We start from the raw sequence: 15370 nt of genomic DNA on the forward strand, positions 1-15370 counted from the left end.
GATTTCCGTATCGGACTGACCTATTCCTGAAGTTTCGAGGATTATGATATCGTATTTTGCTGCCTTGATAACCTGAATCGCATCGGCAACATATTTTGACAAAGCCAAATTAGATTGGCGCGTTGCCAATGAGCGCATGTAAACTCTAGGGTTGTTGATGGCGTTCATGCGGATTCTGTCTCCTAAAAGCGCTCCTCCCGTTTTGCGTTTGGACGGATCTACGGAGATCAACCCAATGGTTTTCTCAGGGAAATCGACCAGAAAACGACGAACCAATTCATCCACCAACGAAGATTTACCAGATCCTCCAGTTCCCGTGATTCCCAGAACCGGCGTTTTGCAGTTTTCGTTCATTTTGCGGATGGCGTCCATTGCCGGTTTCGCGATTTCCGGATAATTCTCTGCCGCAGAAATGATTCTGGCGATTGCCGTTGGGTTTTTGGACTCCAATTGGCTTACTTCATCCGTCAGTTTATTTCCGGTAGGAAAATCAGAACGTTCCACCAAGTCATTTATCATTCCTTGTAGTCCCATTGAACGACCGTCATCAGGCGCATATATACGAGTGATTCCATAGTCTTGCAATTCGGCGATTTCCGAAGGCAAAATAACTCCGCCTCCGCCGCCAAAAATCTTGATGTGGCCCGCCCCTTTTTCTTGAAGCAAGTCGTACATATATTTGAAGTACTCGTTATGGCCTCCTTGATAAGAAGTCAACGCAATTGCGTTAGCGTCTTCTTGAATGGCCGTATTAACCACTTCTTCAACACTTCTGTCGTGGCCTAGATGAATTACCTCAACACCTGTGGCTTGGATAATTCTTCTCATTATGTTTATGGCTGCATCGTGACCGTCAAAAAGGGAGGCTGCAGTAACAATTCTTACTTTATTCTTAGGGATATACGGTGTTTGTGGTTTCATTTTGAGAATATGATAATTTTAATGCCGCAATTTACAAATTTTTTTACTGATTGCTTGACGTTCCTCGCAGATGTTGATAAAAAAGCAAAAACTTCCTAATTAGCCCCGATGGGAGTGACATCCCATTCCGTTTTTCAACGGGATGGATAAAGCGGACAGCGGGACAACTATTCCTGATAAAGGGCAAATTTTGTGCTCCTGAAAATAAATGGCGTTGTTTTTGAATTAAGTGGTATTTTTGACTCGAGCTTCAAGACGGACAGCCCGAAGTAACCCATAAAACAATAAACATGAAAAAATTTTTAATTTTAACAGCGGTATTTTCCCTTTTTGGTTGCGCTGAAATGCAACAAGTTATGAATCAGTTTCCACAAACTGGTGAATTGGGAATGGTCGACATTTCGGGAGGCCTAAAAGAGGCGCTGAATAACGGGATTTCAAAACAGGTAACTAAATTGACTGCGACGGACGGTTTTTATAGGAATGAAGCCGTAAAGATTTTATTGCCCGAAGAGTTGAGAAAAGTGGATGCCGGTTTGAGAAGCGTTGGATTGAGCTCGTTGGCGGACGAAGGCCTGAAAGTGCTGAATCGCGCTGCCGAAGATGCGGTGAAAGAAGCGACTCCTATATTTGTGGATGCCGTGAGAAACATGAGTTTTGCTGATGCAAAAGGAATCCTGATGGGAAATGAGAGTTCAGCCACCAGTTATTTACAAAACAGCACTTCGACTGCCTTGTACGGAAAATTCAATCCCGTAATCAAAAATTCATTCACTAAGGTGGGGGCAGATAAAGTTTGGACAAACATCATCACCAAATACAATAGCATTCCGTTAGTCAATAAAGTAAACCCCAATTTGACCGATTATATTACCAATCAGGCACTTAACGGCGTATTTAAAATGGTGGCTGTTGAAGAAAAAAACATCAGAACGGACCTGAGCGCCAGAACTTCTGTTTTGCTTCAGAGAGTTTTTGCCTTGCAAGACAAGAAGATTTAATCAACTGAGCAGTTCCAAGTCTATTAATAGTATCCCTGAAAATCACATCGGCAACAATTTGAATTTAAAAATTGTTGCCGATGTGATTTTTTTATTTCTTCCCGTTAAAGCTCGCTTAACCTTTTGGGTAATTACACAAAAAAATAGGTTAACGCTAAATTTAAAACATCCTTTTTTTGTTTGCTTTTCAAAAATTGGTTTAGTTTTGGATTCTATTATGACCCGCATTACAAGCGGCGATATTGGAATAAGAATTTAATACGATGCGCTTCGGCGATTCGGAAACGAACCATTACTATGCAGAAAATCACTCTCCTTATCCATTGCGAAGACCAAAAAGGCATTATCGCCGCCGTGACCAATTTTATGGTAAAGGTAGAAGGGAACATCACCTACCTAGACCAGCATGTCGATCTGGAGCAGAATGTGTTCTTTATGCGGATGGAAGGCGAACTAACCAATCCTTCAATCAGTTTTGCATCCATCAAATCCGATTTTCAGCAAACCATCGCGCGTGACTTCAAAATGTCGTGGGACCTATACAACAAAGAAGTAAAACCAAAAATGGCCTTGTTCGTCTCGAAATACAATCATTGTCTGTATGACATTCTGGGACGATACAGTGCCGGGGAATTGAATGTTGAAATTCCACTGATCATCAGCAACCACTTGGACTTGAAACCAATTGCCGACCAGTTTGACATCCCTTTTTACCATGTGCCGTTTACTAAAGACAATAAGATCGAGGGGGAACAACAACAAATCGAATTGTTGAAAAAACACGAAATCAACTTTATCGTTCTGGCTCGCTATATGCAAATCGTAACACCGCGACTGATTTCGCTCTATGAAAATAAAATCATCAATATTCACCACTCCTTTTTGCCCGCATTTCCCGGAGCCAAACCCTACCATTCCGCTTTCAAAAGAGGAGTAAAAATCATAGGGGCGACCAGCCATTATGTTACCGAAGAACTGGACGAGGGACCGATTATCGATCAGGACATTGCCCGGGTTTCACATATCAATTCCGTCGAGGATTTCATCATGAAGGGAAGGGATCTCGAACGACTTGTTTTGGCAAGGGCCATAAAACTGCATGCAGACAGGAAAGTGATGGTTTACTCAAACAAAACGGTGGTATTTTATTAATTTCCACACCGCTGCCCTTTCCGAAGGGAGCAAATGAAACCGGATAGAACTGTTGCACAAAAAAATCCTCATTTTTGATGGGGATTTTTTTTGCGTCAACTTTTCAAGCCATAACTTCAATTTCTTGCGTTTTTCCGTTAATCGAAAATACGACCTTGCTCCAGAACGACTTAGCTTTTATTTTTGTGGGATACCAGTCTTTCCCTTCCGCTGCAAGTATAAAGAGTCCCGATTCGGTTCCCAAAACAATGAATTTATCCAGTTTGGGTTGCATCGAAAAAACCGGTAGTCCGTATTTATCGACAAGTTCATCGCAAAGCTTCGAAACGTCTTTAGCCACAAAACCTATTTCGCTGATCGAGACAATGGAAGCGCCATCAAACGGTTTTTCCGATTTGTTTTCCAAGTTAAAACGGGCGATACATTCCAAAATGTTTCCGTTGTTGTCATAAAAATAAAACGACTTGGCGTTCCAATTGCGAAAATCGGCAATCTTATCATTCGGAATGACTTCCAAAATTTCCGTTCGGCTTTCCACCCATGCAAATGCCTCCAAAAGCTGATTGTTCGGTATGTCAAAAGCGAAATGGTAGATCGGTTTTTCGGTTTTCGAATATCGGAAAGTCAATTTTGTGGCGCCTGCGGCAAAAGAAACCCAGTCCTTATTTCGGGAAATGATTTGCAGTCCCAACATTTCGGCGTAGAAGCCAAACGTTCCCTCGATGTCGTTAGTCAATAATTCGATTTCCAGAATTTCCATTTGTTTTAACAAAAAATTACTCCAATTTCTCCATAACCACCTCAACCCCCAATCCGTCGGCAATGCCCGCCCCTAGACGCCCGTCGACTCTGTACCAGTGGCTCAATTGTCGGTTGACGATTTCGTTCTTTTTGGGGCCTTCAATACCCGACATATGACTCACTATATTATGTATGGTGTTTTGTTGCTGTTCTGCTGTCATGATTTTAAATAGATTTCCCGGTTGGGAGAAATGGTCGTTCTCCCCTTCGCAATTCCGATCGTACCAATCGGCAAAATGGCTGTTGACTTCTAAAGGAGGTTCTTTGTATGCTTGGTCGATTTGTATGTCATCAAAACTGTTCGGGAAATAGTTCGGCTTTTCCCCGCCGTTGCCGTCAACACGCATTTGTCCGTCTCGTTGGTAATTGTTGGTTGCAAAAGGGCATCTGTTTACCGGGATTTGTTCGTAATTGGTCCCCAAACGGTAGCGATGTGCATCGGGATAGGACAACAAGCGGCCTTGTAGCATCTTGTCCGGTGAATAGCCAATCCCGTCGACGATGTGTGCAGGCGCGAAAGCCGCTTGCTCGATATCCTGAAAATAATTGTGGGGATTCTGATTCAGTTCCAAAACGCCCACGTCAATCAACGGATAATCTCCGTGGGGCCAAACCTTGGTCAAATCGAACGGATTAAGGTAATAATCTAGGCTGTTGGCAAATTCTTCGGTCATTACCTGGATTTTCAAATTCCATTGCGGAAAATTTCCCGCATCTATATTTTCCATCAGATCGCGTTGGGAAAAGTCCATGTCCCGCGCTTTCATTTGCGCCGCTTCCTCGTTGGTGAAATTCCGGATTCCTTGCGCCGTTTTAAAATGAAATTTCACGTAAGTGCGCTGATTGGCCGAGTCGAGCATCGAATAGGTATGGCTTCCGTAGCCGTTCATGTGGCGGTATCCGTAAGGAGTTCCCCTATCGGACATCAATATCAGAACCTGATGTATGCTCTCCGGATTTAGCGACCAGAAATCCCACATCATCGTTGGTGATTTCATGTTGGTATGGGGGTCCCTTTTTTGGGTGTGAATAAAATCCCCGAACTTTTTGCCGTCTTTAACGAAAAAAACGGGGGTATTGTTACCCACAAGATCCCAATTGCCGTCTTCGGTATAAAATTTCATCGCAAAACCCCTGGGGTCCCTTTCGGTATCTGCAGATCCCTTTTCTCCCCCTACGGTTGAAAACCTGAGCAATACTTTGGTTTCTTTGCCGATTTCGGAAAACATTTTGGCCTTGGTGTATTTGGTGATGTCATGCGTTACGGTAAATGTCCCGAAGGCACCCGATCCTTTCGCGTGCACCACCCTTTCCGGAATCCGTTCCCTATTGAAATGGGCCATTTTCTCATGAAGAATATAGTCCTGCAACAATAGAGGTCCGCGCACACCCACGGATTGTGAATTTTCATTTTCTACATAAGGTCTACCCGATGCAGTAGTCAGCTTTTTATGTAATTTCATCATTGAAAAATTTAAAGATTTAGATAAAAAATTTGCACGTTATTCCGTATAACTAAAAATGCTTCTTTTATGCTTAAAGACTAACAATAGCTGGTCCTTGCCTAATAAATATGTAGGATGAAAATGAAAATTCGGGGGAAACATTCCGTCTTAAATACCTGAATTACAACAGACAAAGAAAACGCGGTTGAAGTATTAAAGTTAAAAAACTTAACTTATATACAACAAACTAATAACAAAATCTTAACAGACACAAACGGATATATATATCATCTTTGCAGTGTAATAAATTGGTTATTTATTATTTGGTTTTGGTTAGTTAAAGAACTGCCGGCATTTTAGGATGCCGGCATTTTTTATTGGGCCGTATTTATAAAGGAAAGAACCGCGGTATTGAAAGTATTGGGTTGTTCCACATTGACCACATGACCACATTTTTCGATCACAAATAATTTAGAGGACTTGTAGTGGTTCGCGACCACAACTCTAACCGACGGTAAAAACATATAATCCTCCTCACCCATAACATATAGCGTCGGAATATTCAATTCTACCTGACGAAACCATTTGAGGACAGGATTAATCTCGGCTGTGAGCTTAAACCATTTGATGAATTCTTTCTGGTATAATTTTTTGGCCTCATTTATAAAAAGCAATCGGGATTGTTTGTGACTTTTTTTGGGCATGATTACGAAGGCGAAGAGCTTGTACAGAATCAAATAAGGCAATACATATTTGAACATGTTGCCCAAGCGCATCAATATTTGAGAGCGGAAATTCATTTTCAGGATGGCACCGCCAAGGATCATGCTTTGCACCCTGTTCGGATGCATCTCAGCCAATTGTCTGATCAGTATTGTCCCCATCGAAATACCCACAAAATGCGATTTCTGGATTGCAAGGAAATCCAAAACTTCGAGGATATCGTTGGCCAAAGCTGAAAAGGTATATTTCTGTTTGAAGGCTGTTTTTAAGGTGGTTTTAGATTCACCATGACCGCGCAAGTCCAGCAATAAGACATTATACTGTTTTTGAAAATCCCTGATTTGTTTGAACCAGATAGACGAGCTGCCACCTGCCCCGTGCACAAAAGTTACCCATTGATTGGTATTCGGATTTTCGTAAATCGTATAATTAATCACTTTTTTTCGCAAAAATAGAACTTAAATTTCAAATTCCAATCTTAACAAATTATAATATTGATTTTATGATTGTAAACCGTAAATTTGCAAAAAAATTACAAATTATGATTGGTTTATTGAAAGAGAAAAATGAAATTGAAAAACTCCAGGAGGAATATAAAAGATTAGCTGAAACGGCCTTTAACGTCGACGCTGACTCCAAAAACGAAATTCCGGAACAGGAACTAACCCTTGAGGAATGCGAATCTTGATACGATAAATTTATTATGCCATTTAAAACTATTTGCATACAAAAAAGGGATTTCGGAAACAGAATCCTTTTTTGTTTGTATAATGGGTTTAAAAGTCCGTAGAGCTCCGAAAAATTAAAGTGGTTTAATAAATTCTAACAATTGATTTTTTTTTTGAACGGTTGCAAATTCTTTAAAGCTGTCTTTAGCTTTTTCATCTTCTCCAGCATGCCACAAAATGGCTTCGGTTACATTTCGATCTGTATCTTCGTTCATTAAATTGGCACAAAACACTGATTTAAAAGTACTTATTTACTAAAAATCCTTTAAACAAAAAACGAACGCACTGGTGTTCCAATAGCACATCCCCGCAAAAAAATACACGTAAAACACTACCAATCAGTCATATAATATATTATTTAGAAATAATCTAAACAAAAATTTGCTTATAATAAATTGAGTTCTACCTTTGCGGAAATTATTTTTATTTAATCTTAATAACCATCATGAAATATTCAAAACTGATTTTTACCGCACTATCGATTGCATCATTATCGATCATTTCTTGCACTAATGACGACAGCCCAACTGGGGAAGAGACTCCTAACTACAGCGTTCCCGCAACCTATACCTTTGAAAGAAATAGCACCACAACTGTTGATTTTTCAGGACAGAGCAGCCGATTACTTATGCTGGAAGAAATGGGGAATATCATAAAAACTGCCGCCTCAAATGGAACTGTAGCTGATCAATCAGTTTTGACTAACATGTATTCCAATACAAACAGCCCTTTTTCAAGTGCCGTCCTGAATACTTCCGGAAAACAACTAAAAGACAAAACTGCAGCTTCAAAAGATTATTTCGAACTTTACTTAGGTGGAGGAACCACTACTGAAAAATTAAGCGTACAAGCATTTTTCGAAACACAATTGACGTTGGCGCAAGAAGCAAGTTTAGGAACGAATGCGGCAGCAGGAGTGGCAGGTGCCTATTTAGACGGAACGAGCAAAAGATTATTTGCAGCTAATGGTTTAGAGCCTCAACAAGTCCTTTTAAAAGGTATGATGGGAGCATGTTTCATGGATCAAATAGTCAACAATTACTTAAGCAAAAACAAATTAGATGGAGGAAGTAATAAAATAAACAATACCAATAAAGTTGTAGAGGGAAGCAAAACCTACACGACCATGGAACACACTTGGGATGAAGCCTACGGTTATATTTATGGTGCAGATGGAACAAAATTCTGGAGCAGCTACATGAGCCAAGTGAATGCCGATGCCGATTTTAATACGTTAAAAGCTGATATCGATTTGGCTTTCCGTAAAGGTAGAGCTGCAATAGTAGCCAACGATTACGCTACTCGTGATGCACAAATTGACATCATCAAAGCTAAACTGGCTATGGTTCCAGCGGTAAGAGCTGTATTTTATCTTCAAGAAGGAAAAGGGAAATTAGTAACTGACAATGGAGCTAAAGGATTTCATGCCCTTTCTGAAGCATACGGATTCATCATTTCTTTAAGATACACAAACAATCCAGCCACAAATAGTCCTTATTTTTCAAAATCAGAAGTGGATGCAATGCTTGCCAATATGGTCAGTGGAACAAATGGTTTATGGGACATAGATACTTTAGGGGCAAAATTAGATGCCATCTCGGCTCAAATATCCGCAAAATTTGGCTTCACAATCGCACAGGCCGCTACGGTAAATTAATTTAGAATAAATACAGATAAGTACATTTGCTTTTGTATTTTTGCAAAAAAGAAATTAACATGAAGAAACTATTTATACTTTTTAGTGCCTTAGTTACTATTGTGGCTTGCTCATCAAGTGACGATAATGGAGATACAACAGGGGGTAGTAACTATGACCGTAAATTACTTTTAACAAACTGGGCTGATAACATCATCATTCCTAGTTATGTAAATTACCAAGCTAAAATAAAAGTAGTAGCGACAAACATCACTGCTTTTAACGCATCACCATCAGAAGCCAACTTGTTAACCGTAAGAACTTCTTGGTTGGAAGCGTACAAAGCATATCAATACGTTGCTATTTATAGTTTCGGAAAATCAGAAGAAATAAATTTAAAAGAAAGCGCGAATACGTATCCGACAAATGCTGCCGGCATTGACGCCAATATTTCAGTTGGAGGCTACGACCTAACTTTGCTGTCCCAATTGGACAAGCAGGGGTTCCCAGCTTTGGATTATTTGATTAACGGATTAGGGACTACAGACGCTTCAATTGTTAGCTATTATAGCACCAATGCAAATGCAGCCAACTACCAGAAGTACTTAACTGATGTGGTTACTCGATTACAAGCAACTGCAGATGCCGTTTTGGCAGATTGGAACTCTGGATACAGGGCTACATATATTGCTAATAGCGGTACTTCTGTAAGTAGTTCTGTAAATGTTACGACTAATAATTTCGTGAAAAATTTAGAGAAAAATGTACGTTCTGGAAAACTAGGAATTCCAGCAGGTGTTTTCTCAGGTGGGGTGAAATTCCCAGAAAAAGTAGAGGCTTATTATAAAAATGATGTTTCAAAAGATTTATTGAATACCGCTGTCCAAGCGTCACAAGATTTCTTTAATGGAAAGCATTTCAACAGCGCTACAACTGGCGAAGGTTTAAAATCATATCTAGACTATGTTAAAGCAGTTCGCAGCGGGCAACAACTTAGCACTATCGTTGACAATCAGTTTACTGCAAGCCTTACTGCAAACGCGGCATTAAACGCTAGTTTTTCAAACCAGATTAATAGTGATAATTCCAAGATGCTTGCTGCCTATGATGCATTGCAACAAAATGTGGTGTACATGAAACTGGATATGATGCAAGCGCTAAACATTACTATCGACTATGTTGATGGAGATGGGGATTAATTTAGTATAAAAGCTAAAAAGACTAATCCACAAATGCACCTACTGTAATGATTCAAAATTATTTCAAACAATATACTTCAGCCGCAACGCTAGCCTTCTATAGGCTAGCGTTTGGTTTAATGATGCTATTGAGTTTGATTCGTTTTGCCAGTTACGGTTGGATCAAGAAATTTTATATCAGCCCAGATTTTCATTTTACCTATTACGGTTTTGAATGGATTAAACCTATTGGCAGTTATACTTATATTGTATTCTTAATCTGTGGTGCCGCTGCGCTATTTGTGGCTATTGGATACAAATACAAATGGGCAATTCTCACTTTTTTCTTGAGTTTTACCTATATCGAGCTAATGGATAAAACCACCTATCTCAATCATTACTATTTCATCTCCATAATCAGTTTTGTATTATTGTTTTTACCCGCAAACTGCTATTTTTCTGTTGATGCCTATAAAAATGAAAAATTGCGTTTTGCAAAAATACCGAGTTGGAACATCGATATTCTCAAATTATTATTGGCCATCGTCTATTTTTACGCTGGACTTGCAAAGCTGAATTCCGATTGGCTCATCGAAGCAATGCCACTTAAAATATGGTTGCCCAATAATTCCAATCTTCCTTTGATAGGGTCCCTTTTAAATCAAAATTGGGTACATTATGCCTTCAGTTGGACCGGAGCCATTTACGATCTCGGAATCGTGTTTTTATTGCTTTACAAAAGAACCCGACTATTCGGTTTTATTTTAGTTGTGGTGTTTCACATCTTAACTAAAATATTATTCCCAATAGGTGTCTTTCCATACGTAATGATAATCAGCACCTTGATTTTCTTTGATGCCAGTTTCCACAAAAAGGTTTTAAGCCATATCGCCAAAATATTCTCGAGCAGTATTATTTTGTTTGAAAACGGCAAAGTAAAAGCAAAAAATTTCAGCATGGCTTATAAAGCAAAACTGGCTTTCATCAGCTGTTTTGTGGCCTTCCAACTGCTGTTCCCTTTCAGGTATCTCTGCTATCCCAATGAATTGTTCTGGACAGAGGAAGGCTTCCGTTTCTCATGGCGCGTGATGCTGATGGAAAAAGCCGGCTACGCAACTTTTACCGTTAAAGATGCGCTGAGCAAAAAAGAAATCGTTGTGAACAACAGCCGTTTTCTGACCCCCTTTCAAGAAAAACAAATGGCTTTTCAACCTGATTTCATTGTGGAATACGCCCATTATCTGCACGATTATTACCTACAGCAGGGCCTTACTGATCCTGAAGTTTATGTAGAAAGCTACGTAGCGCTCAACGGACGATTAAGCCAGAAATATATAGATTCAAAAATAAATTTAGCCAAAGAAAATGAAAGTTTCAAACACAAAACCTGGATACTACCCTTCAATGACGAGATTAAAGGGTTTTAGACTATTTATACTTTTACTGTTGCCTCTGATTAGCTTCGCCCAAAACAAAATTTCGGGAGTGATAACTGATGCTAACGGTAAAAAATTGGATAGGGTAGAAATATTCAACAAGTCAACAAATGCAAAAACGTTTACAGACAAAAATGGCGAATTTGAAATCAATGAGAAAAAATCAGCCAGTTTTGATTTTGTATTCTATAAAGAAGGATATGCCATTGTAGAACAAAACAGCATCACTACGGGAAGCAAAATAACCGTCGTTTTAAATAAAATAAACGAGCTGACAGAGGTGATCATCAGAAAGCAAAACGAAAAGCTATTTGCGCTCCATAAGCTAAAAGACATAGAGGGAACGGCGATTTATGCCGGAAAGAAAACAGAGGTAGTTGCAGTAGACAAATTAACGGCTAACAAGGCGGCAAATAATGCCCGTCAGATATTTGCGCAAGTGGTTGGGCTTACAATCAACGAAAGTTCCGATGGTGGTTTGCAGCTAAGCATTGGCGGTCGTGGATTAGACCCCAACCGAACTTCGAATTTCAACACACGTCAAAACGGCTACGACATCAGCGCTGACGTGTTGGGCTACCCCGAAAGTTACTACGCTACCCCTACCGAAGCATTGGAAGAAATCCAAGTGATTCGCGGTGCGGCCTCGCTGCAATACGGAACCCAGTTTGGTGGTTTGGTGAACTTCAAAACAAAAACACCAAGCCAAAAACCGATTGAACTAATGACCAGGACCACCCTCGGATCTTACGGTTTGTTTACCAACTTCACCTCCTTGAGCGGAACCAAGGACAAGTTCAGCTATTATACGTTCTATAATTACAAACAAGGAAATGGTTTCAGACCCAATTCAGATTTTGAAAGTAAAAACTATTTTGCCAATTTGAATTACAAATTCAATGATAAAACGGCCATTCATTTTGACTACACCTACTTCAATTACCTGGCCCAACAAGCAGGTGGTTTGACGGATGCAATGTTCAATGAAAACCCGACACAAAGCAACCGAAGCAGAAACTGGTTTGCCGTAGACTGGAATTTGTTTGCCCTAAAATTGGAGCACAAGTTCAACAACGATGCCGATTTCTCCTTACAACTATTTGGTTTGGATGCTAGCAGAAAAGCGGTGGGTTATCGTTCTAACCGTGTTTCGAGCCCAGATCCCGAAGGAACGGTGCGGGATTTAATAGTTGGCGATTTTGTGAACTGGGGCGCGGAAGCCCGATACTTAAAACGCTATTCCATCAGGGAAAACAGAAGTGCGTTTTTGATTGGAGCCAAATATTACCAATCCAGAAACACGGGAATCCAAGGGCCCGGAAGCGCAGGAAGTGACGCTAATTTCAAGCTTGCAGACGCTGAATTCCCTTATTACGCCAACCAATCCAATTACACTTTCCCCAACTTGAATTTATCTGTTTTTGGGGAGAATATTTTCAAAATAACGTCTAACTTCTCCATTACCCCAGGTTTCCGATTCGAAAAAATAAGGACACAGGCCGAAGGTTCGTTCCGAAAAATAAATCTTGATTTAGCCGGAAATGTAATTCTGGATGACGAGCAATTTGAGAACAACATAAAAGACAGGGATTTTGTATTGCTGGGTGTTGGATTGAGCTATAAACCCCAAAACCAAATTGAATTCTACGGAAACATCTCCCAAAACTACCGTTCCGTTACCTTTAATGATATCCGTACCGTAAGCCCAAGTCAGGTGATTGACAGCAATATTTCTGACGAAAAAGGGTTCACTTCTGATATTGGAATACGTGGGCAGTTGGGAAACAAGGTGACTTTTGACGCAAGCATTTACGGTTTGTATTACAACGATAAAATTGGGGAATATGAGACCCGCAATCCAAACGGGTCTGCAGCGGTTGTTCGCTACCGCTCTAATATAGGGACGGCCGTCACTTACGGTTTCGAAACCATGTTTGACTGGAGCTTGAGTAAAACATTTTTCCAAGACAATGATAATTTCATCTGGAATGCCTTTTCTAATATTGCCCTAACGGATTCCCAATATCTAAAATCTGACGCTCCAAATATTGAGGGAAACAAAGTGGAATTCGTACCCCTTTTCAACATCAAAACTGGGACTGGGATTGGCTATAAGAATTTCATGACCAGTTTACAGTTCACCTATGTGTCTTCCCAATTTACGGAAGCCAACAATAGCAAAACAGACGTCAACGACAACACTTACGGGATCTTTGGTGAAATTCCGGCCTATTACGTAGCCGATTTTTCCGCTTCTTACAAATGGAAAAAATGGAAACTGGAAGCTGGCGTGACTAACTTTACAAACAACAGCTATTTTACACGCAGAGCCACTGGATATCCAGGACCCGGAATAATCCCTTCTGACAATAGAACTTTTTACACTACTTTAGAATTAGTGTTTTAAAGAACAAAACATTCTAAAATTGAAAACCATTTAGGAATTAAGTTTCATTAAGCATTAGTCTTAATCTTTCTTAATTTCTAAATGTTTTTTTATTTACGATAGAATCACAGCCTCACTTTATCGAAAGCATCAAAACTGCTTCCCTAAATTATGATGCAGCATTTTAAAGTATTCAAATGCCTTTAGCAATCGGCTTCCGTACCAGGAAAACATTTCCCCGTCAACTAAGACCGTTTGTGCTTTGTCCGTAAAATTACTGATCTCATAGCCATCCTCTTTCTTAAAAGGAAACGGTTCCGATGAAAGGAATATCAGCTCCGGGTTTCCCTCCAGCCTTAATTTTTCGAGTTCCACTTCGGGGTATCGCCCTTTGTTGTCGTATATGTTTTTAAAGTGGTTCAGTTTCAGTAACTCGTTTATGAAGTTGTCCGATCCAGCGGCCATATATGGGTTTTTCCAAATAAAATAGGCAGCGGTCCTCACGGGAATGTCTTTTACGAAATTTTTGAAATCGCTCAAGGCAAAAGCCAATTTGTCGTTCCATTTTTGGGCCTCAGTTCTGCAATTTAAAAGTTGGCCAAAGTCAGATATCATCCGGAAATTGTCCTCAATCGTGATGATATTGGTCACCCAAACCGGGCATATTTCGCCCAATTTCTCAACGATCTCTTGGGTGTTCTCTTCCTTGTTGCAAATGATAAGGTCCGGCTCGAGCAGGCGGATTTTTTCGTAATGCACTTTCTTGGTGCCGCCGACGATTTTTTTGGTCGACTTGAAATGATAGGGATGTACGCAGAATTTGGTTATCCCCACTATTTTAGCCTCCTGGCCCAAATCAAACAGCAGTTCCGTTTGCGAGGGAACCAGCGAAACGATTCTTTTTGGCGCAGTTTCAAAAGTATGGGAAGTCCCGAGTTGATCGATTAAGGTTTTTTGTTTCAAGTTTTGAAAAGTTTAAGGTTTAACCGCTAAGCTTTTGTTTCAGGTTTAATGTTTAACCGCAAAGTGAGCAAAGATTTACGCAAAGGTCGCGAAATTTTAGGTTTCAGGTTTAACGTTTCATGATTTGACTAAAAATGCGCTAAGATTTTATCGCAAAGCGCAAATTCATCTTAAAAAAATTTACGGACAAACCTGAAAACCTGAAACTTTAAACGTGAAACTTTTTTTATATTTTAAACCTTCAACAATATTTCAGACATCTCCTGTTGCATTTTCAGCGCTTCTCCCCTTGCCTTTTCGGCAAAATCAGTTCCGTTTGACGCATAGATTATTCCTCTTGAAGAATTGATAAGCAATCCTACATTGTCATTCATACCATATTTGCAAACTTCAGAAAGGCTTCCTCCTTGCGCTCCTACTCCCGGAACCAATAAGAAACTATCTGGCGCAATTTTACGGATTTCAGCAAAATATTCGGCTTTTGTAGCGCCCACGACATACATCAGGTTTTCGCTGTTTTTCCAGGTTTTAGAAGTTTCCAAAACTTGCTTGTACAATTCTTTTCCATCCACATTCAGCGTTTGAAAATCGAATGCGCCTTCGTTTGAAGTTAAGGCCAACATAATAGTATGTTTATTTTCGAAAGCCAAGAAAGGTTCCACCGAATCTTTCCCCATATAAGGGGCAACGGTAACACTGTCGAAGTTTAAATCTTCAAAAAAAGCTTTGGCGTACATCGAAGACGTATTTCCTATATCTCCGCGTTTTGCATCCGCAATCGTGAAAATATCAGGATACTTTTCGTTGATATAATTAATGGTTTTTTGCAATGACATCCAACCTTTTATTCCGTAGGCTTCATAAAAAGCGGTATTGGGTTTGTAAGAAACCACCAAATCATGAGTGGCATCGATTATGGCTTTGTTGAATTCGAAAATAGGATCTTCCAGTTTTAGTAAATGCTGTGGGATTTTATCCAAATCGACGTCCAGTCCTACGC

Annotated in this window: 14 protein-coding genes; 7 read left to right on the top strand and 7 right to left on the bottom strand. The window is 39.9% G+C overall.

Annotated elements, in window-relative coordinates; genetic code table 11:
* The coding region (locus VIH09_RS11145; protein WP_331580953.1) for a cobalamin-dependent protein at window positions 1-921 on the bottom strand (921 nt) is incomplete at its 3' end.
* A gap of 290 nt (window positions 922-1211) precedes the next feature.
* On the opposite strand from VIH09_RS11145, the gene VIH09_RS11150 reads away from it, so the two are divergent.
* Both VIH09_RS11150 and purU read left to right on the top strand, forming a co-directional pair.
* Window positions 1212-1922 (top strand): DUF4197 domain-containing protein, encoded by a 711-nt coding sequence (locus tag VIH09_RS11150; RefSeq protein WP_331580955.1) that lies wholly within the window; start codon window positions 1212-1214, stop codon window positions 1920-1922.
* A 297-nt stretch (window positions 1923-2219) separates the two neighbouring features.
* Window positions 2220-3074, top strand: a complete 855-nt coding sequence (purU, locus tag VIH09_RS11155) for a formyltetrahydrofolate deformylase (protein ID WP_331580957.1) — start codon at window positions 2220-2222, stop codon at window positions 3072-3074.
* A 103-nt stretch (window positions 3075-3177) separates the two neighbouring features.
* Here purU and VIH09_RS11160 read toward each other — a convergent pair whose 3' ends face one another.
* The 3 genes from VIH09_RS11160 to VIH09_RS11170 form a co-directional block, all read right to left on the bottom strand.
* On the bottom strand, window positions 3178-3834 hold the full coding sequence (locus VIH09_RS11160) for a glyoxalase (protein ID WP_331580959.1): 657 nt from the start codon (window positions 3832-3834) through the stop codon (window positions 3178-3180).
* 16 nt (window positions 3835-3850) lie between these two features.
* Window positions 3851-5338 carry a catalase gene (locus tag VIH09_RS11165; protein ID WP_331580978.1) on the bottom strand — a complete coding sequence of 496 codons (1488 nt, stop codon included), beginning with the start codon at window positions 5336-5338 and terminating at the stop codon, window positions 3851-3853.
* A 356-nt stretch (window positions 5339-5694) separates the two neighbouring features.
* On the bottom strand, window positions 5695-6480 hold the full coding sequence (locus VIH09_RS11170; protein WP_331580961.1) for an alpha/beta hydrolase: 786 nt from the start codon (window positions 6478-6480) through the stop codon (window positions 5695-5697).
* A 104-nt stretch (window positions 6481-6584) separates the two neighbouring features.
* Here VIH09_RS11170 and VIH09_RS11175 point away from each other — a divergent pair, with 104 nt between their 5' ends.
* On the top strand, window positions 6585-6731 hold the full coding sequence (locus VIH09_RS11175; RefSeq protein ID WP_331580963.1) for a Lacal_2735 family protein: 147 nt from the start codon (window positions 6585-6587) through the stop codon (window positions 6729-6731).
* 114 nt (window positions 6732-6845) lie between these two features.
* On the opposite strand, the gene VIH09_RS11180 is transcribed toward VIH09_RS11175, so the two are convergent.
* The gene (locus tag VIH09_RS11180) at window positions 6846-6986 is read right to left on the bottom strand and encodes a di-heme oxidoredictase family protein (RefSeq protein ID WP_331580965.1); all 141 of its coding nucleotides are present in this window, start codon (window positions 6984-6986) and stop codon (window positions 6846-6848) included.
* A 230-nt stretch (window positions 6987-7216) separates the two neighbouring features.
* Between VIH09_RS11180 and VIH09_RS11185 the strand changes: the two genes are divergently transcribed.
* From VIH09_RS11185 to VIH09_RS11200, 4 genes are read left to right on the top strand one after another with little or no spacing between them, the layout of a single operon-like run.
* Window positions 7217-8428 carry a DUF4856 domain-containing protein gene (locus VIH09_RS11185; protein ID WP_331580968.1) on the top strand — a complete coding sequence of 404 codons (1212 nt, stop codon included), beginning with the start codon at window positions 7217-7219 and terminating at the stop codon, window positions 8426-8428.
* 59 nt (window positions 8429-8487) lie between these two features.
* A complete protein-coding gene (locus VIH09_RS11190; protein WP_331580970.1) occupies window positions 8488-9606 on the top strand; it encodes an imelysin family protein in 1119 nt (372 codons plus the stop codon).
* A gap of 47 nt (window positions 9607-9653) precedes the next feature.
* The gene (locus VIH09_RS11195) at window positions 9654-11012 is read left to right on the top strand and encodes an HTTM domain-containing protein (RefSeq protein WP_331580972.1); all 1359 of its coding nucleotides are present in this window, start codon (window positions 9654-9656) and stop codon (window positions 11010-11012) included.
* Window positions 10951-13428, top strand: a complete 2478-nt coding sequence (locus VIH09_RS11200) for a TonB-dependent receptor domain-containing protein (protein WP_414656155.1) — start codon at window positions 10951-10953, stop codon at window positions 13426-13428. Before VIH09_RS11195 ends, VIH09_RS11200 begins: the two co-directional genes overlap by 62 nt.
* Window positions 13429-13557: 129 nt before the next feature.
* Here the strand turns inward: VIH09_RS11200 and VIH09_RS11205 are convergent, their stop codons facing one another.
* Window positions 13558-14370 carry a helical backbone metal receptor gene (locus VIH09_RS11205; RefSeq protein WP_331580974.1) on the bottom strand — a complete coding sequence of 271 codons (813 nt, stop codon included), beginning with the start codon at window positions 14368-14370 and terminating at the stop codon, window positions 13558-13560.
* Between the two features lie 233 nt (window positions 14371-14603).
* A partial coding sequence (gene pyrF, locus VIH09_RS11210; protein WP_331580976.1) for an orotidine-5'-phosphate decarboxylase occupies window positions 14604-15370 on the bottom strand: 767 nt, incomplete at its 5' end.

It is taken from the genome of Flavobacterium sp. (genome assembly GCF_036515215.1).
Classification (GTDB): Bacteria; Bacteroidota; Bacteroidia; order Flavobacteriales; family Flavobacteriaceae; genus Flavobacterium.

Coding starts and splice junctions, on each gene's coding strand:
- VIH09_RS11150 (WP_331580955.1), top strand. CDS start 1,212: ATGAAAAAATTTTTAATTTTAACAGCGGTATTTTCCCTTTTTGGTTGC.
- purU (WP_331580957.1), top strand. CDS start 2,220: ATGCAGAAAATCACTCTCCTTATCCATTGCGAAGACCAAAAAGGCATT.
- VIH09_RS11160 (WP_331580959.1), bottom strand. CDS start 3,834: ATGGAAATTCTGGAAATCGAATTATTGACTAACGACATCGAGGGAACG.
- VIH09_RS11165 (WP_331580978.1), bottom strand. CDS start 5,338: ATGAAATTACATAAAAAGCTGACTACTGCATCGGGTAGACCTTATGTA.
- VIH09_RS11175 (WP_331580963.1), top strand. CDS start 6,585: ATGATTGGTTTATTGAAAGAGAAAAATGAAATTGAAAAACTCCAGGAG.
- VIH09_RS11180 (WP_331580965.1), bottom strand. CDS start 6,986: ATGAACGAAGATACAGATCGAAATGTAACCGAAGCCATTTTGTGGCAT.
- VIH09_RS11185 (WP_331580968.1), top strand. CDS start 7,217: ATGAAATATTCAAAACTGATTTTTACCGCACTATCGATTGCATCATTA.
- VIH09_RS11190 (WP_331580970.1), top strand. CDS start 8,488: ATGAAGAAACTATTTATACTTTTTAGTGCCTTAGTTACTATTGTGGCT.
- VIH09_RS11195 (WP_331580972.1), top strand. CDS start 9,654: ATGATTCAAAATTATTTCAAACAATATACTTCAGCCGCAACGCTAGCC.
- VIH09_RS11200 (WP_414656155.1), top strand. CDS start 10,951: ATGAAAGTTTCAAACACAAAACCTGGATACTACCCTTCAATGACGAGA.